Origin of the sequence: Nocardia sp. NBC_01377 (genome assembly GCF_045040005.1) — a bacterium.
Classification (GTDB): domain Bacteria; phylum Actinomycetota; class Actinomycetes; order Mycobacteriales; family Mycobacteriaceae; genus Nocardia; species Nocardia noduli.
In genome coordinates, this window is record NZ_CP109568.1 from 123561 (window position 1) to 147078 (window position 23518).

Here is a 23518-nt window from a genome sequence, read left to right on the forward strand (position 1 = left end):
AGCCGGACCGTAGCCCGCGTGAACAGTCCTCGCCAGCCCTCACGGGATCGAAAGTTCACGAAGCTTTCCGTCGATCGGCTGGCGCTCAAGCCAATTCGCGAGATCCACCGGCATCGCTACATAGACGTGCTGGCAAAACGCAACTCCGGGTTGTGATCGACTGAATCGGACGCTCCGCGATCGAGCGAATCGCAGCTAATTTCTCGCTGCTCTGCGGGCGACCCTATTGTTGAAGATGTAATGGACTAACTACTATCCGGGCGGAGCTATAGTATTGCGGTTCGCAACGAGGATATATTCAGAGCCAGAAGGTCGAATTTCCTTCAACCGTCTAGCGAGCCACTCGAATTCGACATAGAGTGCAGGTGCACCGCTCGTAATGCGCACCCTTTCTAAATATGGCTTGTAGTTTTTCGCGATTGCGACGACCCAATCGCCAGCTAGAGCGTCGATAGTCCCCAGGTCGTAGACACCCGCTGCCGTTCCTACTGCCATGGTTTCGAGATAACCGAAGAATGTGGCCAGCTCACGCAATGCCGCGCCGTTGCTGTCATCGAATGATTGCTGGATAAATCTCGCGGTGACCTCTTCATTCCAGTCATTTGGCGCAATGGTACGCCAGCGGTTCCTGTATTCCACTCCCTCCATGAAAAAGTCAACAGTTGCCTTCCGGCGCAGACGCGCATGCTCAGCAAGCACTCCCTGTTGAGCGTGAGAAAACTGCCTTCGGGCAATATTCACTTGCAATGCCACAAAAGTTAAGCCAGCAAGATTCAGTACAATACCAATAACTGCGATTGTTGTAGCGATCAATTGAATTCTGCCTAGTTTTCCCATGGTAAATATTGAGGGCGTATTGTCGAAGACAACGGGTTGTTGTCGCGTTACTCCTCATATCTCTGGAATAAGGGCGGAGTAGCATGCAACGGCGACCATCTCAGGTGAGATTGAAGCTGGCCGCCGTGAGTGCAGCAGTCGCCCGCCACGGATTCCGTAGATGTTCCCCGCTTGATAATCTATGCGAATAGCGCCAGGCAACTCTGAGCGAGTGTATTGCTCAAAAATTCGGGTAGGAGCGCCCTCTAGTCCCGAAGGATAGACAGTGAGGTGACTCGGGAAAGTGAGTGGGATTATTAAAGTAACATCGCACTGTGGAACATCCTGGTGCGGTCCAAAGTAGTCACCGACTTCGTAATATATGTATGAAGCACGAGTGGGGTATACATCTGTCGATGCGAATCTCCGAGCCATCTCCAATCCGGAATCGCGGTGGAACTCGATTAATTTTTCTCCGGGTGCTCCAAGCGACAGTTGACGGCTCGTGCGCAGTCGGCCATCGTAGTCTATTTCGGATTGATGTTGAACTATTCGCACAAGACTGCGGGATTGATATTCTTCTCCCTCGGAGGCAAACGCGAGCGCTCCGTCAAATGTAAAGGCGGCCACTAACGGCCCGGCGCCATCTTGGATATCGTCTATCATTTTCAAGTCTGCCCCGGAAATGCTTCGCTATCGGCTAGGAATTCGCTCGCAGCTTCGGTCCAGATATATGATGGGTTGAAGCCGAATGCTTTGCTGTATTTTGCTTTCATTTGCGGCGATAACTCTGCGCTGGAAACTTCAATATCACCGAATGGCGGAGCGCTGAGCAACCTCAAATATCTGTGAATGAGAGAGTCGTCCCTCAGGGTAATCGCTACACCCAGAGATTGCAGGTGTAACAGCCGTCTAAATTCTAGCGCTGTCTCATGCGCGAGATTGTGAGCCCGTGCTCCTTCGATCTCTGCTTGAAATCGACACGTAGCCATCGCCCAGTCGATATCAGTGCCAGTTGACGTCATGCGCTGCCTCCCGTTTAACACAAGCATGAGCAAGTAGATTCTATCGCGGACCTACGCCGTACCGTGCAATTTTATTAGCTCAAGTCTACCGTTTGACACTCGGTTCCGATGAGCTCGTGCATCGGCGCAATCAGTACCGGAACTGGATGCACGTGCATGCCATGTGGCTCAGATTGTGGGAGCTGACTTTCAGTTGGAGAAGTCACCACCAACGGTGGCCGTTCGGCGCCGCGACTGGCACCAAAAGAAATAAGGGCGGTCGGTTTTTAGATGACGTCGGAGGATTGGTATGGATTTTCGGCCGGCGTTGTGTCAACCGAGGGCGACGTCAGTGGCGGCCGTCGGGCGAACTGACGTCTAGTTCAGAGAAGCACTGGCAATTGTGCGTGCAGGCTTCGCAGCTCAATTCGTCGCACAGTCGGCGTGCGTCACGGGAGTGTCGCCGCCCAGGTTCGATGTGGATCCGATATCCGGTCAGAGCATGTATCCGTCCGTCGTCGGCGATTCGGTGGGACGATTTGGGGTGCCAATGCGGACGCGGCGCGTTCTGCGCGGTGAGGTCGGTGTCGGTCATCGAGGCCTTCTTTCCGGGTGACCGGCTGTACACGGCCGGTCACCCTGCGGCGTCGCCGGAGCACGGTTAGATGCGCATATATACGTATCTGGATGTAATTTCGGTGTTGGGTCGTTGGTCTTGGCGGCTGCGGTACGTGTGGCGGCCGGGAGCGGCCCGGGATGGGGCAGCACGGAGCGCAGCGGAGTTCCGATTCGCGGTGCGCGCGGCGGGTGTGCCGCGGATGCTGGTTCTGCGGACCTGGATGGGCGGTGCGGGTACCGCACCGCCCACCGGCGGATTATGTGGTGGTGGGTGCGTATTTGACTCGGCCTTCGGCGGAGTGAGGGATGCGCGGGAGGGTTCCGGTGTGGTCGCGCATGGCTTCGACCTTGTCGGCGCAGAGGCCTCCGCAGGATTGCGCCGAAACCGATACTCCTCGAGGGATGTGCCAGTGGAAGGTCCATTTCTCGGGTGATCCGGCTTCGGTGTTGGTTCGGCCGCACGCGGCACAGGTTTCGGCTTGGTATTGGTCGCGGTGGATGAGCGGGCGGTCGGGTTTGTCGCAGGCGGAGCAGTAGACCAGGGCGTAAGCGTCGCGGGCCGTGTTGATGAGGGCTCCACAGCATGCGGTGATGTAGTCGGGGTCGATGCGGACGGCGCTGGTCGGGGTGAGTCCGCAAGCGCACAGCTGCATGTCCGTTACCGGGTGGGTGGTGAAGGTGTGGGTGTGGTTGCGCTCGCGGCGGCCGCCGATCAGTTCGTGCAGCACGTCGGCGCGTGCGCGGGCGATCGCGGCGGTTCGGCGGCCGCGCGCGGCGGTGACGAGCAGTTCGATCGATGACAGGTCGTGTGGTGATTGCTCGATGGTGGCCGCGGCTCGGCGGGCGGTGGCCTCGGCGGTCGCGGCGACGGTGGCGAGGTCGCACAGTCCGCGTTGGATGCGGCTGGGCGAGAATCGGTTGCGCGCGACGAGTTGGCGCAGTGTGGCGGTTTCGTCGGCGATCTCCTCGGCGGTGAGGATGTTGTGGTCGGCGGCGTAGGGCATGGTGTTCCTCCGGTGGTGTCGGCGCGCGTCGTGGTGGCGCTCGGGTCGAGGTGTCGGGGACGGCTGGGTGGTGGCCGCATAGGGCAAGCACGGAGCGCAGCGGAGTTCCGATTACGCGGGGCGCGTGCGTGGGCCGGCGCGGTGGGAGGTCTGGCGCCGGGCGGGTTCTGGGTGCCCGGCGCCGGGTGCCTATTCGTCTCCGTCGGCGCGGATGCGCTTGAGGCGAACGTTTTTCAGGGTGGTTTGGTCCTGGCCCTGGTAGGTGTCGTGGCTCTTGACGGTCGCGCGCACGATGCGCACGCGGTCGCCGCGTTCGTGGCCGAATGCGCCTGCGCCGGTGCTCGACCACTTGGCTACCTGGCCGTTGTCGAGGGTGAGCACGAGCAACATGGCAGTTTCCGTGCGGTAGCTGTAGTGGTTGTCCTTGTCGTAGGGGTAGGCGACGGTGACGACGGCGGTGCGGTCGGTGATCTTGTCGCCGATTGCGCCGATGTAGCCGCGCACGAGGTTGTTTCGGCGTTGTTGCTCGGCGTGGGCGGCATCCTCGGCGGCGAGCAATTCCAGGTGCGCGGCTTCGGCAGCGAGCCATTCGCGGTACGGGACGAGGTCGCGGAGTTCGGCGGCCGTCTGGGCGGCGCGGCGGGCGCGGGCGCTGCTGACCTTGATTCGACGGTAGCCGATGCCGTTGCAGTCGAAGCACCATGCCGCCTTGCCGCGCCCGTTGTCCCATTGGACGCGGGATGGGCCGGGGTAGTGGCCATCTCCGCATCCGCACGGCTCTTGGACCAGGTCGGTTCCGCGGGCGGTGGGGAACGGGTCCACGTAGACCGTCGGGTCGGCGGAGGTGGCCGCTTGGGCGAGGGGGAAGGTCGTCGGGGCGGTGGTCTTCTCTGCCGTGGTCATGTCTCTAATCATATCAACCTTACGCACCTTACGCATCTGACGCGTTTGTGACTCGCGGCACAGCCTCGCGGCGGCGCTGGCCATTCGGCCCGACGCGGGCCGCCGCTACTGCTCGGGCGGCGGTTGCTCCTCGGGCGGCTCGTCGTGGGGGCGGTCCTCGACGGCGTCTCGTTCGGGGGTGTGCAGCTGGGCGACGGGCCGCGCGGCACCGAGCGCGCGGCGGCGCAATTCGTGAACGCGCGCCCGGTGTGCACGCCATTGCCGGACGGCGGCGCCGGTCATCTCCTCGAGTTCTTCGACGTCGGCGAATGCCTCGGCCATCTGTGCCATTCGGGTGCCGATTTCGCCATAGCTGCGGCGGTAGGCGTCTTCGACGACATCGGAGGCGGCCGCCCAGGATCGCACCGGCATACCCATGGTGTAGACCTGGCTGACGTAGTCGACCAAGGTGCGCAGCGTGGGCCGCGGAGCGGTGTCGAACGGGCCGCGCGCGCGAACAATGACCTCCTGCGGGGTCGGCTCCTGCCCGGTGTCGACCAGATGCCGAATCAACGCGATCACGACGCCGGGTAGGTATCCCTGTAGGTCGGTGTCCTCGACCAGGGCGAGCACGGCGGCGGCTTCGGCGTGACCGGCGGTGAGCAGTGCCGCTATGAGGTGGTTCTCCGGGTTTGCTACCACCATGGCGCGGTCGGCGAGATGTTCGGCCATGGCCGCGTAGACGGTGTGCTCTGGGGGCGGTTCCGGTTCGGCCTCGGGGGGCGGGTCGGGGCGCGGCGCGGTAGGCGGGTCGGCGGCCAGTCGTAGCCTGGACACCTCGGGGTCGGCTCGGCGGTCGGGCTGAGGCTGCATCGTCGGCCCTCCTGCGTCCGGGCGCGGGCTTCGGGCCCGGCGGCGCGTTCGCGCGTCCGGCGCGGTTGCGCGGTGATCTTCAGTGTATGGAGCGCTGGGGACGGCGGCCATGACGTCATTCCCTCCTGTGCGGTATAGGTTGTCTTATCGCTGTGTGGTGCAACGGGTTTCGATGAGATGCGCCGGCGCGAATCGCGCTCTGGCGGTTCGCTGCGATCGTGCGGGGCCTCCCATCGTCACACGCAATGCACCTTACGCACCTTACGCACTCGATCGATGGGTGGCCCCGCTCCGACAGGCGGCGGTCAGCTCGCGAACATCGCGAGTTGTGCGCCGTCGATCTCGCCTCCGGCGGCGAGTCCGGCGTAGTAGCGGGCTTGCGCCTCGATTTCCTCGCGCTGGTTCTCGAGACCTGCGATGTGAGCGGAGAGCTCGCGGGCTCGCGCGTCCTGCATCCGTTGCAGCACCGGGGCATCGAGCGCGGCCGCGCGTTTGAACAGCTCGCCGAATTCCGGCAGGTCCTTGAAGTGCAGCAGGATTGCGCGCACCACGGCGCGCACGCGGTCACCGGTGCGGTCCGGTACGCGGTCGGTGGTGAGTCTGTGGCGGCCTTGCACCAGCCGGGAAGCATAGAGCCATCGCAAGGTTTCGACGTCGGAGAGGGTGACAGTAGACGAGTCGACCAAGCGAATGTTGTTCACCTTCGGCCGGTCGGCGCGATCCTTGCCGAATTCCCCGTGGGCGCTCCCGCGCTTGTCGGCGCGGCCGTATTTGACGGAAACGCGCTTCGGTTCCTGGCCGCTCTGGGCGGGTTCGTTGAACTCCACGGTGAACGTACCGCGCACGCTCGGCGCGGTGACCCGGTAGTAGACGTGGGCGTTGTCGTGGTCGATCTCGACGACGGCGTGACCGGTGCCGAATTCGCCGAGGTCGAGCGCGACTGCGGGTGTCGCGTCCGCGGGCGCGGCGGCGTGGGGGGTGCGGGTCTTCGGTCGGGGCTGGCGCGGGCGCTGCTCGGGGGGGCGGGTGAGCAGTACGGCGAGGGCTTGCGCCAGTTCCTCGAGCGGCTGGCCGCTGGACACGGTGACGGTGCGGGTGTCGTCGTCGAGCGCGGGGGCGTCGCCCTCGGTGACCGTGTAGCCGAGGGCGGCGAGTTGTTCGAGCAGGTGCGCGCGCACGGCGGCCGCCGGTTCGGCGACGGGTGCGACCTCGAGGGGTTCGTCCTCGAAATCCTCGATCGCCTGTGTCTGTGCGATATCGAACACCGCGATCATGCGGAATCGAACGCGGAAGTTGCCGACTTCGGCGTCGGCGGAATCGGCGGGGGGCTCGGCGGGTTGCTCGGTCGCTTCTCCCTCGGCGGCCTCGCCTTCGTCGCTGCCCTTCGGTGCGACGATGCGTAGGCTTTTCTCACCCTTGTGCACGCTGCGCCCCCGCATGAGCCAGCCTTTGAAGGTGTCGACGTCGGTGACGGTCATCGCGCGGTCTGCGGCCTGTTTGTAGATCAGGGCCACGTTTCGCAGTGAGTAGCGCAGCAGCTTCGGCGAGGTGATCCGGGCGAGCTTTTCGATCATGTCGGCGACCGCTGCGGGATCGTTCAACAGCTCGTTTCCGCTTTCGCGGATCGCGTCGTCGACGGCCCGCCGTGCGGCAATTTCCTCGTCGGTGTACTTCTTCCGTCTGGTCATTTCTGATCACTCTCCGGTTCTCACAAGCTTGCCTCTAATGCATCTAATCTTACGCACCTTACGCACCTTGCGCAAATGGATCGGCGCGGGCGGTAGGGCTATTCGATGTGCTCGCCGGTGAGGTAGGCGCGCCAGACGGCGCGGTGTGCCTGGGCGAAGGTGGCCGCCTCGGCGCAGGATTTCAGGGTGTCGTCGTCGGTGCTGTCGTAGATGCTTAGGCACCAGAATTCGATAGCGTCGCGGGTGGTGGCTAGGTGGTGGTCGCTGGTGGTGAGCAGCAGATACAGCGTCCGGGACGGAGCGGCGTCGAACTCGATGGCGTGGCATCCTCCGCCGGTGGCCACGATGCGCGGGCGCGCGCGCAGCTCGGCCAGTAGTGCCAGTTCGGGCGCGTGCGTGTGCATGATGTTCGCGGCGATCCGCGGGGCGAGGTCGTGTGTCGGCATGGCGGGGTTGTTCCTCCGGTGTTGTCGGGTCGGTCGGGTTCGGCGGGCCTCGCGGAGGTCACTGCTCGGCCGCGCACCTGTTAGAAGACGATTCGGCCGTATACCGCGACCTGCAAGATGTCATCGGCGACGATGGAATCGATGTCGGTGTCTTCGGGCGTGTGCAGCAACGCGCGGGCCTGTTCTCTGACGCACCGTGCGGCCTCGACTTGGCCGCTGGCGATCTCGCGCGCGGCTTCGATGATGTCGGCGTGCCGGATCTCGCAGGACACCAACGTGTCCAGGGTGCTGTGATCGGCGGTGACGATCCATACCCAATCGTCGGGTGCGCCGGTACCGTCGGAGTACTCCCAGTCACGGTGAAAGTTCTTCCACCACAGATATTCTCGTGGGATGCAACCTGAAAAGATCGCGTCCTCGGTCTGTTGGGGCGTCGGTTGGTTCATGGTGATATCTCGATTCGTTTCGATTGCTCGGTTCGCCGCGCGGCCGGGGCCGCGCGGCGTGGTCAGCCTTCGGGGCTCGGCTGGACACGGGCGATAACCGCTGTGTCCTCGTGCCTCCACGTACGTTCGTAGGTGTCGGCGACGCGGGTCGGGGAATCGCCGTGCAGGATCACCCCCAGTTCTCGGGCGTGTTCACCCGCGAGCCGTTCGGACTCTCGTACCGCCGAGTTGAATGCGTGTTTCGTTGCGCCGGTGGCGATGACGTCGGGACCGGCGTACAACTCGACTCGATAGCTCGGGCGTTTCATCGGGGCGTGTTCCAGTTGTGCGGGTCCTCGTCCAGCGCCGTGCAGTGCGGCGCGCAGTAGTAGGCGCCGACGGCTCGCGGCTTGTGCGCGGTCGGAATCCATGTCGCTTTGTCGCCACATCCGCGCATGGCGCATGTGCCGTTGCCTGTGCCGATCTCCTCGGGTACGACCTCCAACACGGTCGATACGAACGCGGATTCGGACGCTCCCGACCATTCACCACGGATCAAGACCGACGCTTCGGGGTGGAAGCTCCGCAGGAATTCGTAGGCACCGACGACCCGCGCGAAGCCGTAGTATTCGCGTTCCCAGTGCATTTGAAGCCGTACCCGCGCGCCGATCGGAAAATCCTGCTTCACCAGTTCCAGCCGGTCGACCGCTTCGGGTTCGGCGAACTCCTCGCCGAGCCTTCCTGCTTTCATCTCGCGTACGTATTCGCGGGCTTGGGACTCCGACATGAGATTGTCGAACCAGACCCGATCACCCGCCGGGTCGGTGAATCGGATGTCCCAGGTTTCTTCCGGCATTGCGTTGCCTTTCTCGATACGGATGTGCTCGTGAGGGGGTGTCGGTCGGTCAGAGTTCGGCGAGCATCGCGGCGGCCACCGCTTCGCGGTGCTGGCGAGCCCGGCGGGCGGCGTCTGCTCGGTCGTGCGCGAACTCGGCGAATTGCTTGCAGCTGCATCCGGCGGAGCTGGTGCGGTCGTGGGCCTTGCCGCTCTTGCCTCCGGGGCGGAAGCTGCCCGCGCTGAATGCCCATTCGCCCGGACGTATGTCGTCGGCGGGCCGGTACCACCCGCGTGGGGCCTTGGTCCATGTCCGGTGTGCCTCGGCCAGCAACGCCAGCCGCGCCGAGAGGGTGACCACGACGCGGGCGGGATCGTCGGCGGGGGCGGTGAGCAGTCCGCGGGCGTGCAATCGGGCGGTGGCCGCGCGGGGGATTCGGGACAGGCCGAACCGGATGGTCCCGTCGGGTGCGCGGCGGACGCGGGCGCGGGCGGCGATGTCCTCGAGGTCGGCGCGCATGGTCGCGGTGAGCCGTGCGGGGGTCATCGGCTCGGCGGTGATGGTGCGCGGCGTGGACGGTGCGCCTACCCGGTGGGCCTGCCATTGGATGCGGAATCCTCCGGATCGATGGGCCTGGATGCTGAACCCGCGCCGTGCGGCCCTGCGTAGCAGGCTCAGGGCGGCGGGCTCGTCGTAGGTCGCGGTGGTGGTGTCCTCGACGGTGCGGGTCACCAGGAACAGCAGGGGACCGGGCGCGGCGGCGAGGGCGGGCGGGCGGTTCACCGGTCGGCCTTGTAGGCGCGCACGAACACGAGGTGACCCGGTCCGGCGTTGGTGCCGTGGAACCGGCGGCCGTCGCGCTCGAATCGCCAGAAATGGCGGTTGCCGCCGGAGCGGTGTGCGATCACGCGGGCGAGTTCGCCGCCGGTGGATGTGGTCAGGGTGCGGGCGTCCTCGGAGACGTAGCCGACCGCGCACCCGTGACGGTAGGCCAGCGAATCGAGTGCGGCGCGGGCGCGTTCGTCGAAACAGCCATCGCAGCGGGAACGGTCGGTGAGCGCGTCGACGCTGTAGCCGATGGTGCTGTCCGCGCGGCCGTCCGCGCGGATGTTGCTGTATTCGTGGCCGCAATCGGCGATCCCGTATCGGGCATACCATCCGCAGTCGATTCCGCTCGAGGTGGTGTAGGGGCGGAATGCCTCGGGTGCGCCGTAGCGCTCCTGGTGGCGCAGCGCGCGGCGGCCTCGGTGGCGGACGGGGTGTCCTTGCAGGATCCGCGCTTTCGCCGCGCTAGGTACACCGAACTCGGCGATCCATGCCCGGATATCGGTCATGGTGTGGGCGTCGATCGTCCATGTCGGTGCCGAATCGTAGAGCGAGAGTGCACCGGTCGCGCTGCCGTAGCCGTCCAGCCCCAGCAAGGTCGCGACGTCGTAACTTCCGGTGGTGAACTGTCCGGCGGGGTGCCCTTCGGCGGCCGGTTCACCGATACAGGTCGCGTCGTAGAACTCCACGATTGCACCGCTGTCCTCGGTACGCCCACCGACCAGCGGCGAGCCTGCCGGAACATAGCGAACGGTGAACGGGTGGCCGAGGTCGTTGGCGAATACTCGATCGAACTCCGGTGCGTTGGTGGCCATCACTGACTCCCCTTCGTGTATCTATTTTCCTTAAACTTACGCGCCTTACGCATTTGGCCCGTGGGATCGGAGATCGCCCCACGGGCCGCCGACCGGGTCAGCGCGGGGCGAACTCGGTGTCGAGTGCGCCGATGATGCGGGCGAGGATTTCGGCGGCCCGCCCGGATGCCTGCGGGTCGTCGCGTTCGGTGCGGGCCGGAATCCGCGCGTGGACGTGGGCGGCGTGGACTTCATCGGTGAGCACGCGGCCGATGACGGCGGGGTCGTCGTGACCGGCGACAGACAGCAGCACGCGGGCGAGTACGGCGCGCACGGTTTCGGCGGCGGCGGGGTCGGCGGCGTGCTCGGACCTGGGCGGGGCGTAGGCCCGTTGCATGCGCAGCAGGAACCCGCGGGCGGTGCTGCGCAGCGGCAGCCGTTCGACGGTGCCGGGTTCGGCCTCGGGCCTCCACACTCCGGCGAGGGTGTATCCGGCTGCGGTGAGGGCGTTTTCGGCGGTCGTGGTCGCGTGGTCGAACTGTTCGATGTACTGGGCCACTTCGATGCCGTGGCCGTGGCTGTCGACCCGATACACCTGCACGCGCGGGCCTCGGTGCTGCGGGTGGCCGACCGGGGCGCGGCGGGCGATGAGATCGATTGTCGCGAACGGGGCGGCAATCGGCGGCGCGGGGGCTGCGGGGGCGGGGACGTGGGCCGCGTGGGGCTGCTCGGCGCTCAGGTGGTCGATGCGGCCGCCGGGGTGCGCGTTGGTCAGACGCGCGATCGCCTCGACGCTGGTCTCGTTGACGACATCGAGGCGCACGCCCTCGGCGGTGTACCACGCGACCAGGGCGGGCATGTCGTCGCCGTGGTGGCGCCACTGGGCATAGTCGCCGTTGGGGAGGGTGAATCGGATGTATGCGAAAGTCATTGTTGCTCGGGCCTTTCGGGTTCGGGGCGGCTGGTCCGCCCCGGCGGCGGGGTGATCAGGGTTTGACGGGCGCGGCGGTCAGGGCGGCGCGGATCTCCTCGTCGCTCGCGCCGTGCTCGGCGGCGCGGCGGATTTCGCCCCGGATGACGGCGCGGTGGCTTTGCATCCATCCCGTTTTCTCGGGGGGGCAGGCGGCCAGTTCCCCGCGCTCGCTGATGATTCCGCGAAGTGCGGCGTTTCGGACGCTCAGCGTGAATGCGTCGCACTGGGCCAGCGTTTCGGGGTCTTCGGTGGCGCGGTACAGGGCGACGATGACGGGGTTGTGCTTCGACCTCATTCGAGAGTTCCTTTCAGTGAGCGGAAATAATGCGGCGCGCGAAGGACTCGATATCGACGCGGGTCACATACGCGGACCGATAATCGGAATCCGGATTGTTCGGGTCGGAAGTTCTGAGCTCGAAATGATCGCCTGCGGCGGTGAGCCGTATACGGTCGCCGTCCATGTCGCAGAACTCGATAGCCGATTCCGCCACGCCGGGCTCCCCCTCCAATAGTTGAACCTTACGCACCTTACGCACTGCTCCGACGGGTCGGGCAAGTGCGCAAGGTGCGCGGCGTCGTCAGCTTCGGGGTGTGTCCTGGTAGAGAACACGCATGTCGGGCCACTTTTCGAGAAGGGCCGCGCAGACTTCGGGGTGGGCGAGTTGGCTGCGGAGGTGGTCGGGATCGGCGACGAGTTGCACGTCGTCGTCGCCGGTGACGAGTACCGCACAGGTGCGCACGTCGAGGATATTCCCGGTATTAGGGTCGGTGATACTCGCGCCGACCATGTATTTGATCAGCTCGGTGACGAACACTTTGCGCATGTAGTCGGTGGGCATTTCGTACGGGGGAAGTGTGATGGTGTCCATTTCCTGGCCTTTCCTCGCTCTTTCTTATGTTTCTATTCTAGCAGACCTTACGCACCTTACGCAGTTTCTAGAGGGTTCGGGAAAGTGTGATAATTCACGGTGCTTTTTTGCTTTCGGGCTTGCCTTTTCGGGCCGCGCCTTTGGAGGGTCTGCCCGCGCGGCGAGCGCGCCGGGGTGCGGGGCGGCAGCGCCCGCACGCGACCTCTGGGGAGCGCGCGGCCGTAGGTCGCGGATCGTGCCTGTGGGCGCGCGCGGCCGTCAGGTCGCGGGGTTCTTCGGCGGTGCGGGCTGCCATAGGAGGGTGCCGGGTGGCGGTGCGTTCCTTCGGTGGGGCCTGGAACAGCTATGGGCGCGCCGTGGTTCGGTGGGCCAGGTGGAGCGCCCGCACCGCAGCGAAGCGGAGGCGCGGACGAACGACCTGGCGTGCCGGGCCGCGGTGTGCCAGCGTCGTGCAGGGGCCTGCCGTAGGGGCGCACCGGCACCTTCCTGCCCGCGTCGCCGCGCGGCCGTCAGGCCGCGGTGACGGGTGACCGGCGGTGTGGCTGGCGGTTCGGCGCCGAGCGTGCCCGTCGCGCGCCGCATCCGGTGGGGAAGCCGGACCGGCGTGTACGGGTGGGGAACGTGCCTGAACCGGGCCGCTGCCCCGTGGTTGGGTGAGTCGGAGGACGGAAGTGGGGCGGTCCGGGAGTCGTCCGCAGAGGATTCTGCACTCGCTCTTGCGAGTTCCGACGGCGGCCCGGTGTCGTGCCCTGGTCGGGTACGGGTGCCGCCGCGCGGCCTCGGGCCGCGAGGGGAACGACCGTCTCGGCGGCTCGTGGTCGCGCTCGAGTGGTGAGGGGTTCGAGGTGATCGGGCTGGAAGGTGGTGCGCGGGAGCTACGGTACTGCGGTAGGGCTCGGTGTCGCGGCAGCCCTGATCTGTGCTGGCGGTGTTCGGTCTAGAGCTCATCGAACAGGTCGGCGTGGACCTCAGTCGGTGGTTGTCCGTCGGCGATCCGTTCCAGCACGTCGAGTCTGCGGCGCGCGCGCTGGTATTCCTGCTCGGCGGCGCTGCGCGCGTCGGCGGTGCGGGCAACCTGGTCGGCGGCGTAGGGCAGGGCGATTGCGGCGGCGGGGCGGGCGGCAGCGTGCCAGAGCGCAGGTAAGTCTTCGCGGGTCCAGAAGTCGCTCAGGCAGGCGGTGACGACGGCACGGGCGCGGCGTGCGGTCGCGGCGGGGGCGGCCTCGGTGCCGTCGGGGCCGTGTCGGTTGGTGACCACGCTGGCGGGGGATTCGGTCAGTCTCTGTCGGCTGATCGTGTGCTCTCCGCGCAGTGCGATGCCGTTGACGGTGAGTCGGTGCGGGTTGTGTCGCGAGGTGGCGAGTCCGTAGGTGTAGGTGGCGGCGTCGGGTTCGGTGATTCGCAGGGGGTCGCCGATGGCGATGCCGAGTGCGCCGCTGATGCGGGGGCCGGTCAGTTCGTAGACCACGGTGCCCTGGTGGTCGGGTTCGGTGATGGTGGCGCTGACCTGGCCGACGTCGGGGATCGTGAATGTGCGGGTGTGCGCTGCGGTGGTGTTGGCCGTGGGCATGGCGGGTCTCCTTCGGAGGGATCGGGCCCCGGGTCTGCGAACAGGACCGGCCCCGGCCCCGGCGGGGTCGGGGCCGGTTCTGGTGCGTGTCCGGGGTGGTGGTCGGTCAGCGCCGCGGGGAGCGCCAGATCCTGGCGGCTGCGCGGGAGAGGCTGTAGAGGTGGAAGTTCTCGTGGCCGGTGTCCTCGGCGTGGATGTTGTCGTAGGCGGGCACGGTGGGGTCGCGGCGAGGGAACCATGGTGAGTGCCAGTCGCATTCGGTGGTGCGGCACTCGAACATGTGGAGTTCGGTGTCGGTGACCTGGTCCTCACGCAGCTGCGGCAACGCCGGAGCGGTCTGGGCCGCGGTCGCCGGTGTGGGGCGGTCGTGGCCGGTCGGGTGGTCGAGCGCGACACCGCCGCGCGCGGGTTGCGAGGTTGCGGAGGTCTCGTGGTCGGGTTCGTCGTAGCCGCCGACTTCGAGGTGGGCGGTGGCGGGAACTCCGTGGGAGTCCACGGCGATCAGGGTCAGGCCGCCCTCGTCGACGGCGATATCGGTGTCGGCGGGCAGCGTGTCGAGCCAGGTCCGCAGGGTGTCACGGGGAATCATGTGGTGCCTGTCTGTTGCTGTGGAGGCCTGCGCGCGCCGCGGATTCGGCGCGGGCGCGGCCGCCCGGGGCAGGGGTGCTGCCCCGGGCGGCGGTGGTGCTTAGTGCTCGTCGGGCAGGTCGAGGCAGGGAAAGACCTCGATACCGGTGGCGAAGTCGGCCCAGTTCTCGGGCCGGTAGTCGAAGTCGTGCGGGTCGTAGATCGTGTGGACGAGTTCGCGTAGGGAGGCGATGTCGTCGGGCCGGTCGATTTCGTCGGTGTGGTCGCGGTAGAGCTGATTGCGGCGCAGGTCGGCGCAGTCGGCGGCGTGGACGTGGAAATCGGCGTCGGCACCGAACAGGTTGGGCCCGATGACGACCACGCGGAACCGTCGGTGATCGTCGGGGCTGTGCTGGCCGCTCACCAGCGGATTCCGTGGCGGAGTCCGGCGGCGATGGTCTCCACGGGGCCGGTGAAACCGAGTTCTCGCGCGATCTTGCGGGCGCTGGCGAGGCTGTCCACCTGGATCTGCACGCGCCAGTCGCGGGTCAGGCCGCATTCACCGGAGGTGAATGCGGTGAACAACGCTTCGGTGACGTGAATCCGATTGTCGTTGTATCGGTAGGTGGTTCGTGTCGCGTAGGGCAGTCGTGTGCCGTTGTGAGGAAGGTCGGGATAGTGGCGTTCGATGAATTCCATTGTCCTGCTCGAATATTCGTCTTGGTGGACGGGTTGGTGGGAGTGGCTTCGTCGCTGGGTGCTGGTGGGAGCGGGTCGGCTCGCACCGGCGGGGCCCTCAGTGGACGTGGCTGTAGGGGCCGAGCCAGCCGTGCAGCGTGGCAAGGTACTCATACGGGTGGTCGGCGCGTTCGTCGTCGTTCTGCTGCTGGTAGTCGTCGACTTCGCGGTCCCATATCTCTGCGACGACCGCGGCGATGGCGAAGCGGATCTCGGGTGCGAGTTCGGCGGCGCTGGCGTAGCCGGTGAGGGTGTCGCGGCGGCGGGCGGCGTCGAGGGCGCGGCGCGCGAATCCCAGGACGGCGGCGAGGTCGTCGGCGGCCGGGGTGTCGTTGCCGAGGGCAGCGGCCACGCGCTCGAGCTCGGATGCGGCTCGGACGCTGGCCACGACTTCGGTGATCAGCCGCTCGGTGGTGGCGTCGGTCGCGCCGTGCTGGCGGCAGACGCGTTCGAGGGTGCGGGCGAGCTGGGGTTCGTTGGCCAGTGGCGGGGCCTGGAGCGGGTCGGTGTCGGTGGGCATGGCGTGGTCGTCCTGATCTGTTGCGTGCGGGGACCGGGCACGTTGTGGGTGTCGGGGCCTGCACATGATGTTGGGTTGCAATGGTTCTCGTTGTTAGTTGCGTCTGATGTGTTGTCGTCTTCCTCGGTTCGGTAGGTGGTGCTGCGGTGTCGGCGGCGGGTTCTGCGGTTGCGGGCGTATGCGCGAATCGGGCGGTGCGGCGGTCGGATGGGCGCGCCGCGGTGGTGGTGGCGCGGTGGCCGGACGCTGATGCCGGTGGCGGACGTGATGGATGGGCGGTGGGTCACGATCGGGTTGTCCTGACTGGTCGGGGCGTAGTCGCACGTCTGGGGTCTTTCGGGTGCGGCCCGCCGGCCGCGTAGCGGTCGGCGGGCCGTGCTCGGGTGGGCCGGGTGATCGACGTGCGAGGGCTGGGAGTGGTCCGCGCAGGGACACAGCACGGAGCGCAGCGGAGTTCCGATTCCGCGGCCGCCGGGTGGGGCCCCCGGGTGAGCGGGCCGGAACTCGGGGGTTCCGGCCCGCTCGGGGGTCAGGCTGCCAGCGAGCCGGGGTCGGCCTGGTCGTGATCGGTGGCTGCCGAATCGGTCTCGTGCGCCTGATCGGGCGCGATGGTGACCTTTACGGCGCTGGCGGCCTTGGTCTTTCGACCGGCGGGCCCGGTCCCGGTCTTGCGGGCGGCGCTGACTGTGCCGGTCTTGCGAGCCGGGGTCCGCTTGCGCGCGGGCGCGGCCTTGGCGGGCACAGCCTTGGCGGGCGCGGCTTTGGCGGGCGCGGCTTTGGCGGGCACAGTCTTGGCGGGCGAGGTGGCCGATACGGTGCCCTCGGCGGCCGCTGCGGCGGCTTCGGCCTCGAACGCTTCGGCGCGGGTCATCTCACCCAGTAGGGCGCGCTCGATCGGGGTGGGATTGTAGCCCGCGTTCCTCAGCTGTGTGATCAGTGCGCGGGGCAGGTCTACCGCACGGACGGAGACGAACACGCCTTCCTGTTTGTGCAGGGCGACCCGCCAATAGGTCGGATTCTCCTTCTTCTTCGCGTCGTAGCTTCGGCGTTGCATGCTGGCTTCGACGGCCCCGATTGCCAGACCGATGATCATGGCGGCGGCGCGCGGGTCGGTCATGTCCTCGAACAGCGTGCCGCTGAACATCGCCGCGTCGCGGTCCACGCCGAGCAGGGAGGTGGTGATGTCGTCGACGGTGTTCTCGGCGGTGAGGCCACGTTGGGTGAACAGCACCCCGGTGGCCCAGCTGAGCAACCCGGTCGGGATCTTCGCGGGTCGCTTTCGGCCGTTGCCTGTCAGCTTGGCCAGCAATTGGGTCTCGAACTTGCGGCGTGCGTCGGTGGCGGCGCGGGCGTATCGGTTGCCGTCCTGCACGATTTGGTCGTCGGTGCGTTTGCGTTCCCTGATCTCAGTGGTGACGACATCGCGTTCGCTGCTGTAATACCGCAGTCCTTCGGCTTTGGCGTCGGTGCAGTAGTAGTGCGGGGTCCAGTGCTCCTCGAGGGCTCCGTCCGGGCCTTCGACCTCCGAGCGCTCAAGCACCACCGCCCACCGTGACGGGGCCTTGATGTCGTCGGTGGTCGCGGGGCGGCCGTCCTGGCGGTGGTAGAGGTTGTGCAGCGGCGAGGTGGTCGGCTCCTGGTATGGCCAGACGCGGTCGAGGATGGTGAATCCGCGCTGTCGGTAGGGCGCGGCGGCCTCCTCGAGCGCGGCTTCTTCCTCGCGTTCGGCGCGGATCTTGGCGGCTTCGGAGTCGAAAGTGTTGCTTCCGGCGGCGTTCAACAGCCGCGTTTCGGCGCTCTTGTCGCCGTCGAACTCGATCAGGGCTTCGGCCTGGGTGAAGCTGAGTTGTCCGGTCTCGGCCTTCTCGCGGGCGTTGTCGGACTTCTCCAATGCCTTGACCGCGCGGACCTCGTCGGGGTCGAGCCCGAGTTTCTGACCGACCTTGGTCGGGGTGAAACCGGGCAGGGCCAGGAAGTTTTGGACATGCACCACCTTGTCTCTGGTGCTGGTCTCGGTGCGGTGCAGGTTCTCGCGCCACTGCTGGGTCATGGTGTCGGCGGCGAGGGTGACCGCGTCGATGTCGGGTTTGCGGCGCAGGATCACCGGGCACGGGATGTATCCGGCTTCGACGGCTGCAAGCATCCGGGACTGGCCCGCGATCATCTCGACGGTGCCGTCTTCGTTGAGGTAGGCGGGCGGCTCCTGAACGAATCCGCCGTCGCGGATTCCGTCGATGAACGCTTTGGTCAGGGTGACTTCGGAGCGCATGTTGTCGCCGAACTCGACTGTGCGCGGATCGACGGGAAACGAGATCCTGCCGGTCGGGGAGGCGTCGATCATGGCCAGCACCACCGCCACCGGCGTGCCGTTGATCGTGGGTTCCTCGGTGCTGGTGTCCGGCGCGGTGGTCCGGTCGGGCTGGTGCGCCTCTCCGGTCTGCTCGGCGTCGCTGGTGGTAGTGGGGTTTTCGGTCGTGGTCATGATGATTCGGTGTCTTCCTCTAGGATGAGCGCAGCACCGGGCGGGTTGTGGCCGTCCGGTGCTGCTTTGTTTGCGGGTCTATGGATTTCGGGCGGGGCGCGGGGGGCCTCGCGGCGATTGGTGGGTCGGTCTCACCGGTGGTCTCAGACCTCGTCGGGGTGGTCGATGAAGTCGTATTCGGCGGCCCATTCCGGGTAGTCGCCCAGGACGTCGCGGTGTGCGATCAGGTAGGCGTGCAGCGTCTCTTCCGCAGCGTCGAGTTCGGCGTAGTAGTCGCGGGCCGCCAGCTCTTTCGGGTCGCCGTCGGGATCGGCGAGTTCGGGATTGTTTGCGAGGGTTTCGAGGTTCAGCGCGTGGCGACGCAGCTCGAGCGCGTGAGCGTGCTCGGGGCAGGGCTCGGCCGGTTCGCTCGGGCCGGTGTCCATCTGCAATTGCCACGGCATCGGCGCGCCGAAGTCGGCGTAGGGCAGCCCCGCGCGGGGGCGGCGGCGGGGTAGTAGCCGGGTGAGCGCGTGCGGGATGAATCGCATTCGGGGGATTCCTCGGAAAGGTCCGCGTCGGGGCCGGTGGTGTATCCGGCCCCGACGGTGGGCGGTCAGAAGGGGGCGGGGCCGTCGTAGTCGTTGATCTCGGTGTCCTCACCGATGTGGCGGCGGCGCTGGGTGAGGTAGTCGGCCAGCTCGAGAGCTTCGGCGCGGGACAGGCGCAGGTCGACCGAGACCGCGCCGTGCCGGTCGGCGCTGATGCGGCCGACGATATCGCCGTCTTCGCGGCCGAAATAGCCGCTGGTGGCGGTCGGGCTGGTGATGGGTGCCATCGGCAGGCGCGTGGCGATCTCGGCCAAGGTCGCTATCCGCTGCTCGTCGTCGGCGTCGGACCTGATTCGGGTCTCGCGGGCCTCGGGCAGGATCTGGCGGGTGTTCGCGATGACCTCGCACAGTACCGCGATCATCTCTTCCGGATCGTCGGTCTTGGTCATGGTTCCGGTTCGGCGGCAGCTCCCCGGCGGGGTGAACGTGAGCAGTTCCCCGAAATCGGTGTCGATGTCGAGTGCTCCGGTGGGCCTGCCGTAGTCGTCGTAACGGACTTCGATGCGGATTCGCTCGTCCGCGCCGGGACCGAGAAGATAGGCCACGGCACGCGATTCGTAGACGCGGCTGGGCTCGGTGGTCCATCCGGGGTCGGTCTCGGCGAGTCGGGCCGCGAAATCGGCGGCCCATTGGTCGGCGGTTCGGTCGGTGGTGCTGGTATGCACGGTGGGTCCTTCGGGATCGGCAGGTACCGGGCGCGCGGCGCGCGCCCGGTACCTGCGGTGGATGGCTATCGGTGGACGGGCGAACCCGCGTAGGCGAACACGGAGGATTCGGCGTCGAAATACACCGTCACCTCCTCGTCGGCGGCCTCGAACCGGTCGCGTAGCTCGCGCACGGCGGTCGCGTAGACCTCGGGCAGCACCTTGCGGCTGAATCTGGTGGCCTCGCGGCGGTGGATCGTGACCCTGCACCGTTTGAAATCGAGGTTCATCGTCTGTTCGACGCTGCGCATGCCGGTCGGGCGCTGGTGGCGGGTGCTCAGGACCGCGCGGTAGCCGTAACCCGTGTCGTAGCGCACGGCCAGGACCGCGCGCGCCTGCCAGCGTTCCTCGGTGTCGGGCTCGCCCACGGGCCAGCTGACGACGATGCTGCGGCTGTCACGGTCGGGGGGGTCATTGTCGGGATCGGTCATGGGGGTGTTCATCGGCGGTGCCTTTCCGGTATGCAGATCACCGGCGTGTTGTGGACGCCAGTTACCTGCGTGGGTGGTTCATTCGGGTTGTGTGTCGGGGGTGTCGGCGGCCTCCTCGTGTTCGATGTGGTCGAACAGCGCCTGTTCGCCGTGGAATTCGCGCGGCGGCGCGGGGCGCTGGCCGGGTGGTCAGCGGGCCGATATCTCGGCGTCGTGGTGGTAGACGCCGTGCACGGCGGTGTCGGGGAACACCGCGAGGTCGACCCGTTCGTCGTGGTGGGTGACCTGAATTTCCGGATCGGCGCGATTGCGGGCGTCGGCGGCCGGGTCGTCGGGGCGCGGAATGTAGGTCTCCATCACTACGAAATCTCCGTCGCCTCGGGTCTCCACGCCGAGAACGACGTGCCCGTTCTCGGTCGTCATGCCGACCCTGACCAACGGGGCTGGCAGGCTGTAGTGAGTCGGTTCGGGTCGATCGCGCAGCCCATCGGGGCCGGTGAGCGTGATCCGATCACCCGGTCGATAGGCCCGCAGGTCGACCGCGTCGCTTCCCGGTCGACCGAATTCGATCACCACCGCTCCTTCGCATGCGGTGATCTTGTCCACGGTGCGTCCGTCGCTGGTCGACATGCCCACGGCCACCAATTCGGCCGGGAAGCCGTAGCGGTGGCGGCGGCACACCGTGTGTCCGTCTGTGCGCTCCCAGCGGTCCAGGGGCGTAGTGCATTCGGGGTGCGCGCAGCACTCGGTGACGGTCTCGAGTTCCGGCCTGGGTCCGTCGGTCGGCCATTGCGGCGGGACGTGGAATTCGCCGTCCTCGGTCGCGGCCACCACGGAGATGATTTCGCGGTGGGTCAGCTGGCGGAGCAGGATCTCCGAAACTCCCTCTGCCATCGTGTTGTCCAGGACCAGCGCGTCACCGCCGCCCAGCAGTTCCGAGGACATTTCCAGGGCCTTGCGCGCGTATCCTTCGCTCGAGGTTGTCACCTCCAGCGTCACGCACATGTAGGCGTCGATCAGTAATCTCATGTTTGGCAACAGCTTTCGTGCTCGCGGTGTGTTGGTTGTGCGCCGGGGGCCGCTGGTGCCCCCGGCGCGGAACGGCTGGCCTACCTCGGTAGTGGGTAGGCGTCGGCGGCGGCTTGTGCCTCCTCGACGCTGTCGGCCCGTTCGGTGGTGATGTGGTCACCGGTGGAGGTGCGCCACACCGACCACGAATAGGCTTTGAACACTTCCGGCGAGGCGTTCGGCGTGATGGTGACGTAGCGAGGGCCGTAGTCCTTCACCAGTCGCACCCCGTCGAACGGCGAACGCTCGTAGGTCCAGCCGTTCACGTCGTAGCGGATTGCGGCCATGGCCGCCCCCTTTCGGGAAAGTGGTCCGGCGTTGATCGCCCGACCTTTTCTGATTCCGCTACGTGGAATCGGTTCACACTATGGAGTTCTCAAAGATCCGGGCCGGTTCCGGTTTCCCTTACCGCTTCCCTCTTGCTGTCTCTAATATTATCAACCTTACGCACCTTACGCACTTCTAGCTGATGTGAACTGCGTCACTCAGAATTCGAGTGCGTTCGCTGCGCTCTGTTCTAGACGGTGGCTCTGAACAGGTATGCGTCCATTTCCGTGAAGTCGTCTTCCCAGTAGGTGGCGACATTCGAGTAGTCGATACTGTTCCGAATCGCTTCCGGTAGGTTCTTGAATTCCGGCTGAGCGAAGAGGTCGGTGTAGTGGTCGATCACGTACTCTCGCAGCGACATCTGACCTACGTACGATTCCTCGAACTCTTTGGCTGCGTTGTTCCAGTCCTTCGCGCACTTCTGCACTCCGTGATGCTCGACCCAGGCCGCGAATGCGTCGGTGGTGGCGTCCCGGTGGGATGAGGCGCGCTCCAACGCTTGGTGCAGGGCGAACACGGTGGCGAGGGGCGTGTTCTCGTCCAACTTGATCCCGGCGAAGTCTTCGTCGTCGTGAATCGTGAATTCTTCGACGGGGCCACCGCCGAGCACGGCGATAGGAGAGTTCGATAGAACGCGCTCCTGGATCGCTGCGTGCAGGTCTTCGGTGTCGGTGAAGTCGTCCAGGTCGAACCAGTCACCGTGCAGTGTTCCGGCGGTGTAGTCGGGCAGCGATGCCACGTAGATTCTGGTCATTGTGCACCTTCCGATCGGAACGCTGATCAGTGCCACTCGATGAATGACAATTCTTCTACCCTGGGGTCGTGGATTCGTTCCTCACGGACTATGAAATTATGCTTTCCGATCATTGTTTCGTAGGTGTCGTCGTTGATGTTTCCGACCGCGTCCGCGATACCCCAGGGTTGTCCGCTGTCCAGGTCGAAATCGTGGGGAACCGTTACCACAGCGGCGTGCGAGGTGTGTTCTTCCCATTCGATAACAACGGTTTTCAGGTCACCCGGCTTCGGGTCGTCGGGCTCTGGAACGTCCACGCCGCATTCACGGAGAATTCTCCGCATCGACTTCCCGGCCTTCGAGTGCGGCCACGCGGTTTTCAGGACTTCACGGGCAATGCCGATCAAAGCGTCTACAGCGGGGCTGATGTTCAGGGTCTCCCTTTTCGTCATGCCTCTATTCTACTTAAACCTTACGCACCTGACGCATTTTCTGTTGTGGGTATTCGCACATCGCTGTTCTCGGATTCGCTTGTATTCCGGTGCTTGTCGTGGCCTTTGGAGGGTCGCCTCCGCGGCGAGCGGGCCGGGGTGCGGGGCGGCAGCGCCCGCACGCGACCACTCGGGAGCGCGCGGCCGTCAGGTCGCGGGGTCTTCGGCGGTGCGGGCGCGGGGCAGGGCGGTGGTGGTGTCGGTGTGTCCTTCGGTGGGGCCGGAGTCCGGGCGGGCGTACCGGGTTCCGGGGTGCCGGGTGGAGCGCCCGCACCGGAGCGCAGCGGAGGCGCGGACGAACGACCTGGTGGTCCGGGTTCCGGTGTGCCAGCATCGGCGCAGGTTTCGCCGAAGGACACACCGGCCTCGTCGGCCCTGCGCCCGCACCGCCGCGCGGCCGCAGGCCGCGGTGCTCGGTGACCGGAGAGGTGCCGGTCGGATTCGGCGCCGCGCGCCCGTCGCCTGGTTGATGGCGCTGGAAGGTGATTGTGCGGGAGCTGCGCAGGCCGGGCGGGGCTCTGTCGCGGTAGCTCTGATCTTTCGCTGGCGATCCGCGCGGAGTACCGGCGTCGACGGGTCGATTTCTCAGCGGGATCTGGAGGTGGTGTGCAGGATGATCCGTTGCGGGGCACGGGTTTCGGTGTGGCGGGCGCACGGCCGCTAAATCGGTGGTGTCCGGGTCGCATTCTCGGCGTCGGGTTTGACGGCTGCCGGGCAGGGGGTGATGTTCGGTGGATCGGGGGTGTCCGGTGCTCGCCGGGCCGCGAAGCGGCCCGGCGAGCGAGTCGGAGGCGGTCGGCTGTCGGGTCGGGGTGCCAGGTCGTCCGGCTGGGAGTTGTCCGCGGAGAACACTGCACGGAGCGCAGCGGAGTTCCGATTCCCGCCGTGTGCGGCGGGGAGCACCGGCCGGGGCCGGTCCCTGGCTCGGCGCTGCGGTGACGATGCAGCCGTGTTCGGACCCGCTGGTGTGGATGTTCTTTTGTTCGGGTGGGCGGGGGTGTTGGTCGTAGGCTGATGTGCAACGGTGGTCGGCGAGGTTGGGAGCTGTTGTGGCGCACGAGGTCGAGCGTGTTCTGACGGGAATGTTGGTCGAGCGCAGGTCGGTGACGGCCGAGGATGTGGCCGCGGTGGTGCAGGGGCAGCTGCCCGCCGAATCGGGTTCGGAGGACGTTGTCGGGCGCGTGTTGTTCCCGCGGCCGGAAGTGGAAGGTGTGCCGCTGCTGTAGCGCGCTTGTGGGCCGCGG

Annotated in this window: 28 protein-coding genes; 1 reads left to right on the forward strand and 27 read right to left on the reverse strand. The window is 66.4% G+C overall.

Annotation, left to right across the window (positions count from 1 at the left end):
• Positions 1-252: 252 nt before the first annotated feature.
• The 27 genes from OG225_RS43460 to OG225_RS43590 all read right to left on the reverse strand — a co-directional run bounded on the left by OG225_RS43460 (position 253) and on the right by OG225_RS43590 (position 22235).
• Positions 253-837 carry a DUF4760 domain-containing protein gene (locus OG225_RS43460; RefSeq protein WP_331761011.1) on the reverse strand — a complete coding sequence of 195 codons (585 nt, stop codon included), beginning with the start codon at positions 835-837 and terminating at the stop codon, positions 253-255.
• Between the two features lie 1858 nt (positions 838-2695).
• Positions 2696-3442, reverse strand: a complete 747-nt coding sequence (locus tag OG225_RS43465) for a hypothetical protein (RefSeq protein WP_405183688.1) — start codon at positions 3440-3442, stop codon at positions 2696-2698.
• 189 nt (positions 3443-3631) lie between these two features.
• Complete coding sequence (locus OG225_RS43470) at positions 3632-4345, reverse strand: hypothetical protein (RefSeq protein ID WP_331761017.1); 714 nt, start codon at positions 4343-4345, stop codon at positions 3632-3634.
• A gap of 105 nt (positions 4346-4450) precedes the next feature.
• Positions 4451-5197 carry a hypothetical protein gene (locus OG225_RS43475; RefSeq protein ID WP_331761019.1) on the reverse strand — a complete coding sequence of 249 codons (747 nt, stop codon included), beginning with the start codon at positions 5195-5197 and terminating at the stop codon, positions 4451-4453.
• A 305-nt stretch (positions 5198-5502) separates the two neighbouring features.
• Positions 5503-6885: an ArdC-like ssDNA-binding domain-containing protein gene (locus OG225_RS43480; RefSeq protein ID WP_331761021.1), complete on the reverse strand. Its 1383-nt coding sequence runs from the start codon at positions 6883-6885 to the stop codon at positions 5503-5505.
• Positions 6886-6983: 98 nt separating this feature from the next.
• Entirely contained in the window at positions 6984-7331 is a 348-nt protein-coding gene (locus tag OG225_RS43485; protein WP_331761023.1) for a hypothetical protein, read from the reverse strand.
• 80 nt (positions 7332-7411) lie between these two features.
• On the reverse strand, positions 7412-7777 hold the full coding sequence (locus OG225_RS43490; protein WP_331761024.1) for a hypothetical protein: 366 nt from the start codon (positions 7775-7777) through the stop codon (positions 7412-7414).
• 62 nt (positions 7778-7839) lie between these two features.
• Positions 7840-8085 carry a hypothetical protein gene (locus tag OG225_RS43495; protein ID WP_331761025.1) on the reverse strand — a complete coding sequence of 82 codons (246 nt, stop codon included), beginning with the start codon at positions 8083-8085 and terminating at the stop codon, positions 7840-7842.
• A complete protein-coding gene (locus OG225_RS43500; protein ID WP_331761027.1) occupies positions 8082-8612 on the reverse strand; it encodes a hypothetical protein in 531 nt (176 codons plus the stop codon). Before OG225_RS43500 ends, OG225_RS43495 begins: the two co-directional genes overlap by 4 nt.
• A gap of 49 nt (positions 8613-8661) precedes the next feature.
• Positions 8662-9375 (reverse strand): hypothetical protein, encoded by a 714-nt coding sequence (locus OG225_RS43505; RefSeq protein WP_331761029.1) that lies wholly within the window; start codon positions 9373-9375, stop codon positions 8662-8664.
• On the reverse strand, positions 9372-10232 hold the full coding sequence (locus OG225_RS43510; protein WP_331761030.1) for a hypothetical protein: 861 nt from the start codon (positions 10230-10232) through the stop codon (positions 9372-9374). Before OG225_RS43510 ends, OG225_RS43505 begins: the two co-directional genes overlap by 4 nt.
• A gap of 97 nt (positions 10233-10329) precedes the next feature.
• A complete protein-coding gene (locus OG225_RS43515) occupies positions 10330-11142 on the reverse strand; it encodes a hypothetical protein (protein WP_331761032.1) in 813 nt (270 codons plus the stop codon).
• Between the two features lie 55 nt (positions 11143-11197).
• Positions 11198-11479, reverse strand: coding sequence for a hypothetical protein (locus tag OG225_RS43520; RefSeq protein WP_331761034.1), 282 nt, complete (start codon positions 11477-11479; stop codon positions 11198-11200).
• Between the two features lie 283 nt (positions 11480-11762).
• Positions 11763-12053 (reverse strand): hypothetical protein, encoded by a 291-nt coding sequence (locus OG225_RS43525; protein WP_331761037.1) that lies wholly within the window; start codon positions 12051-12053, stop codon positions 11763-11765.
• A gap of 937 nt (positions 12054-12990) precedes the next feature.
• Entirely contained in the window at positions 12991-13623 is a 633-nt protein-coding gene (locus OG225_RS43530) for a hypothetical protein (RefSeq protein WP_331761038.1), read from the reverse strand.
• 106 nt (positions 13624-13729) lie between these two features.
• Positions 13730-14212, reverse strand: coding sequence for a hypothetical protein (locus tag OG225_RS43535; protein ID WP_331761039.1), 483 nt, complete (start codon positions 14210-14212; stop codon positions 13730-13732).
• A gap of 99 nt (positions 14213-14311) precedes the next feature.
• Positions 14312-14614 carry a hypothetical protein gene (locus tag OG225_RS43540; RefSeq protein WP_331761041.1) on the reverse strand — a complete coding sequence of 101 codons (303 nt, stop codon included), beginning with the start codon at positions 14612-14614 and terminating at the stop codon, positions 14312-14314.
• Complete coding sequence (locus OG225_RS43545; protein WP_331761042.1) at positions 14611-14889, reverse strand: hypothetical protein; 279 nt, start codon at positions 14887-14889, stop codon at positions 14611-14613. The genes OG225_RS43540 and OG225_RS43545 overlap by 4 nt, the downstream gene beginning before the upstream one ends.
• A 97-nt stretch (positions 14890-14986) precedes the next feature.
• Positions 14987-15448 carry a hypothetical protein gene (locus OG225_RS43550; protein ID WP_331761043.1) on the reverse strand — a complete coding sequence of 154 codons (462 nt, stop codon included), beginning with the start codon at positions 15446-15448 and terminating at the stop codon, positions 14987-14989.
• 529 nt (positions 15449-15977) lie between these two features.
• Positions 15978-17930, reverse strand: a complete 1953-nt coding sequence (locus OG225_RS43555; RefSeq protein WP_331761045.1) for a hypothetical protein — start codon at positions 17928-17930, stop codon at positions 15978-15980.
• Between the two features lie 143 nt (positions 17931-18073).
• Positions 18074-18460, reverse strand: coding sequence for a hypothetical protein (locus OG225_RS43560; protein ID WP_331761047.1), 387 nt, complete (start codon positions 18458-18460; stop codon positions 18074-18076).
• Between the two features lie 65 nt (positions 18461-18525).
• Complete coding sequence (locus tag OG225_RS43565; protein WP_331761048.1) at positions 18526-19185, reverse strand: hypothetical protein; 660 nt, start codon at positions 19183-19185, stop codon at positions 18526-18528.
• Between the two features lie 65 nt (positions 19186-19250).
• Positions 19251-19667 carry a hypothetical protein gene (locus tag OG225_RS43570; protein WP_331761049.1) on the reverse strand — a complete coding sequence of 139 codons (417 nt, stop codon included), beginning with the start codon at positions 19665-19667 and terminating at the stop codon, positions 19251-19253.
• Between the two features lie 177 nt (positions 19668-19844).
• Positions 19845-20684 (reverse strand): hypothetical protein, encoded by an 840-nt coding sequence (locus OG225_RS43575; protein ID WP_331761050.1) that lies wholly within the window; start codon positions 20682-20684, stop codon positions 19845-19847.
• Positions 20685-20764: 80 nt separating this feature from the next.
• Complete coding sequence (locus OG225_RS43580; RefSeq protein WP_331761052.1) at positions 20765-21010, reverse strand: hypothetical protein; 246 nt, start codon at positions 21008-21010, stop codon at positions 20765-20767.
• A gap of 230 nt (positions 21011-21240) precedes the next feature.
• The gene (locus OG225_RS43585; protein ID WP_405183689.1) at positions 21241-21789 is read right to left on the reverse strand and encodes an antirestriction protein ArdA; all 549 of its coding nucleotides are present in this window, start codon (positions 21787-21789) and stop codon (positions 21241-21243) included.
• Between the two features lie 41 nt (positions 21790-21830).
• Entirely contained in the window at positions 21831-22235 is a 405-nt protein-coding gene (locus OG225_RS43590; protein WP_331761057.1) for a hypothetical protein, read from the reverse strand.
• A gap of 1088 nt (positions 22236-23323) precedes the next feature.
• On the opposite strand from OG225_RS43590, the gene OG225_RS43595 reads away from it, so the two are divergent.
• Entirely contained in the window at positions 23324-23500 is a 177-nt protein-coding gene (locus tag OG225_RS43595) for a hypothetical protein (protein WP_331761059.1), read from the forward strand.
• Positions 23501-23518: the final 18 nt, after the last annotated feature.

Coding starts and splice junctions, on each gene's coding strand:
- OG225_RS43460 (WP_331761011.1), bottom strand. CDS start 837: ATGGGAAAACTAGGCAGAATTCAATTGATCGCTACAACAATCGCAGTT.
- OG225_RS43465 (WP_405183688.1), bottom strand. CDS start 3,442: ATGCCCTACGCCGCCGACCACAACATCCTCACCGCCGAGGAGATCGCC.
- OG225_RS43470 (WP_331761017.1), bottom strand. CDS start 4,345: ATGACCACGGCAGAGAAGACCACCGCCCCGACGACCTTCCCCCTCGCC.
- OG225_RS43475 (WP_331761019.1), bottom strand. CDS start 5,197: ATGCAGCCTCAGCCCGACCGCCGAGCCGACCCCGAGGTGTCCAGGCTA.
- OG225_RS43480 (WP_331761021.1), bottom strand. CDS start 6,885: ATGACCAGACGGAAGAAGTACACCGACGAGGAAATTGCCGCACGGCGG.
- OG225_RS43485 (WP_331761023.1), bottom strand. CDS start 7,331: ATGCCGACACACGACCTCGCCCCGCGGATCGCCGCGAACATCATGCAC.
- OG225_RS43490 (WP_331761024.1), bottom strand. CDS start 7,777: ATGAACCAACCGACGCCCCAACAGACCGAGGACGCGATCTTTTCAGGT.
- OG225_RS43495 (WP_331761025.1), bottom strand. CDS start 8,085: ATGAAACGCCCGAGCTATCGAGTCGAGTTGTACGCCGGTCCCGACGTC.
- OG225_RS43500 (WP_331761027.1), bottom strand. CDS start 8,612: ATGCCGGAAGAAACCTGGGACATCCGATTCACCGACCCGGCGGGTGAT.
- OG225_RS43510 (WP_331761030.1), bottom strand. CDS start 10,232: ATGGCCACCAACGCACCGGAGTTCGATCGAGTATTCGCCAACGACCTC.
- OG225_RS43515 (WP_331761032.1), bottom strand. CDS start 11,142: ATGACTTTCGCATACATCCGATTCACCCTCCCCAACGGCGACTATGCC.
- OG225_RS43520 (WP_331761034.1), bottom strand. CDS start 11,479: ATGAGGTCGAAGCACAACCCCGTCATCGTCGCCCTGTACCGCGCCACC.
- OG225_RS43525 (WP_331761037.1), bottom strand. CDS start 12,053: ATGGACACCATCACACTTCCCCCGTACGAAATGCCCACCGACTACATG.
- OG225_RS43530 (WP_331761038.1), bottom strand. CDS start 13,623: ATGCCCACGGCCAACACCACCGCAGCGCACACCCGCACATTCACGATC.
- OG225_RS43535 (WP_331761039.1), bottom strand. CDS start 14,212: ATGATTCCCCGTGACACCCTGCGGACCTGGCTCGACACGCTGCCCGCC.
- OG225_RS43545 (WP_331761042.1), bottom strand. CDS start 14,889: ATGGAATTCATCGAACGCCACTATCCCGACCTTCCTCACAACGGCACA.
- OG225_RS43550 (WP_331761043.1), bottom strand. CDS start 15,448: ATGCCCACCGACACCGACCCGCTCCAGGCCCCGCCACTGGCCAACGAA.
- OG225_RS43555 (WP_331761045.1), bottom strand. CDS start 17,930: ATGACCACGACCGAAAACCCCACTACCACCAGCGACGCCGAGCAGACC.
- OG225_RS43560 (WP_331761047.1), bottom strand. CDS start 18,460: ATGCGATTCATCCCGCACGCGCTCACCCGGCTACTACCCCGCCGCCGC.
- OG225_RS43570 (WP_331761049.1), bottom strand. CDS start 19,667: ATGAACACCCCCATGACCGATCCCGACAATGACCCCCCCGACCGTGAC.
- OG225_RS43575 (WP_331761050.1), bottom strand. CDS start 20,684: ATGAGATTACTGATCGACGCCTACATGTGCGTGACGCTGGAGGTGACA.
- OG225_RS43580 (WP_331761052.1), bottom strand. CDS start 21,010: ATGGCCGCAATCCGCTACGACGTGAACGGCTGGACCTACGAGCGTTCG.
- OG225_RS43590 (WP_331761057.1), bottom strand. CDS start 22,235: ATGACGAAAAGGGAGACCCTGAACATCAGCCCCGCTGTAGACGCTTTG.